Below are 1,674 nucleotides of genomic sequence, written 5' to 3'. Positions count from 1 at the left end.
GCTGGCCGCGCGGTTTGGTCTGACCCGCACCTTATATGCGGGGCTGATCCTACAGGTTGGTGCGCTTTTGGCCCTCACCGCATTGGATCCTATGTGGTCGATCGGCGCATCTGTGGCCTATGTGATGGCCGTGCAAGGGGCCTCAGGCGTGGCCAAGGATCTGGCGAAAATGTCCTCAAAATCGGCTGTCAAACTTTTGGCACCCGAAGGGGCTGGATTGCTGAAATGGGTATCTTGGCTGACAGGATCAAAAAACGCGGTAAAGGGATTGGGGTTCCTTTTGGGCGCAGGCCTTTTGGCACTTTATGGCTACAACACCGCCTTGTTGGGCATGGCAGCTATTTTGGCACTGATCCTTGTGGCGCTGCTTTTCTTCATGCCAGACGGCCTGCCCAAAGGGAACAAAGCGACCAAGTTTTCCACCGTCATCTCGCGAGACAAAAATATCAATCGTCTGTCTGCTGCCCGCGTCTTTTTATTCGGCGCGCGGGATGTGTGGTTTGTGGTGGGCATCCCGGTTTATTTCTACGCCGTTCTTTCCGATGGCAGCGATGAAAGCAGACGCGCAGCCTTTTTCATGATTGGCACCTTCATGGCGGTCTGGATCATCTTTTATGGCGCTGTTCAGGCCATGGCCCCGCGCATCCTGCGCAAAGGGGCCAATGATTTGGGGCGGCTGTCCGCAAGCGCGCGCCAATGGGCCTTGGCGCTTGTGCCAATCCCTGCGCTTTTGGCGATTACTGTCTCCACCGCAGGCGCGCCCGCCCCTTGGCTGACTGTGACGCTGGTCTTGGGTCTGTTGGTCTTTGGCGCGATATTTGCCGTGAATTCGGCACTGCACTCTTACCTCATTCTCGCATTTTCAAAATCCGAGCGGGTCAGCCAAGATGTTGGTTTCTATTACATGGCGAATGCGGCAGGCCGATTGTTGGGCACGGGCCTATCGGGCCTTGCCTATCAATGGGGCGGGGTTGAGGCCTGCTTGATGGTAGCAAGCGGACTTTTGGCCTTATCGGCTGTCGCCGCAAATCGCCTAGGTCGCAGCACGGCGTGAGCGCGCGGCAAGGCGCTCCCGATGCATAGTATAAAGACCAGTTGCAACGATCAAAGTGGTGCCAATTAGGGTCCATCCATCTGGTAATTGCGCGAAAACCAAATACCCATACATCACTGACCATAATATCATTGAGTAATGCACGGGGGCCAAAACTACAGCTTCCGCGATCTCAAGCGCACGGATCACCAAAAGCTCGCCCAAGCCCGCAAACGCTGCCATGAAGAACATTATGATTAAGGAATTCTTATCGCTTGGCCATGCCCAGAAAAATGGAAGAGGTATGCTGATAACCGCCACCCCAACAAGAGCAGTGTAAGCAACAGTTGTGTATGTATTGTCATAGGGTGCAATCATACGGGACAGGACTTGGCGAACCGCAAACATACTCGCAGCCAATACTATCAAAAATACTGCCGGATGGACGATCCCTAAGCCTGGCCTAATTACAATCAGTGTACCTAAAAATCCGACAAAAATAGCTGACCATCGGTGTAGGCCCACCTTTTCACGTAGAATCAATGCGCCAAGTACGGTGACAATCAGCGGAGCTATAAAGGTCACTGAGATTGCATCGGCCAAAGGGACAAAGCTAACTCCTGTTATAAAGCAGGTTGCCG

Annotated in this window: 2 protein-coding genes; one reads left to right on the top strand and one right to left on the bottom strand. The window is 53.5% G+C overall.

Going from position 1 to position 1,674, the window contains the following annotated elements; translation table 11 throughout:
* Positions 1 to 1,054 (top strand): organoarsenical effux MFS transporter ArsJ (arsJ, locus tag ACR0IO_RS22905; protein WP_480745135.1); only part of this gene is annotated, 1,054 nt, incomplete at its 5' end.
* On the opposite strand, the gene ACR0IO_RS22900 is transcribed toward arsJ, so the two are convergent.
* The coding region (locus ACR0IO_RS22900; RefSeq protein WP_480745133.1) for a DMT family transporter at positions 1,034 to 1,674 on the bottom strand (641 nt) is incomplete at its 5' end. The genes arsJ and ACR0IO_RS22900 overlap by 21 nt on opposite strands.

The sequence above is a fragment of the Ruegeria sp. CE12 genome, from assembly GCF_056537525.1.
Note: the sequence above shows the minus strand (reverse complement) of the source record. Positions and strands in the feature narration are given on the sequence as shown.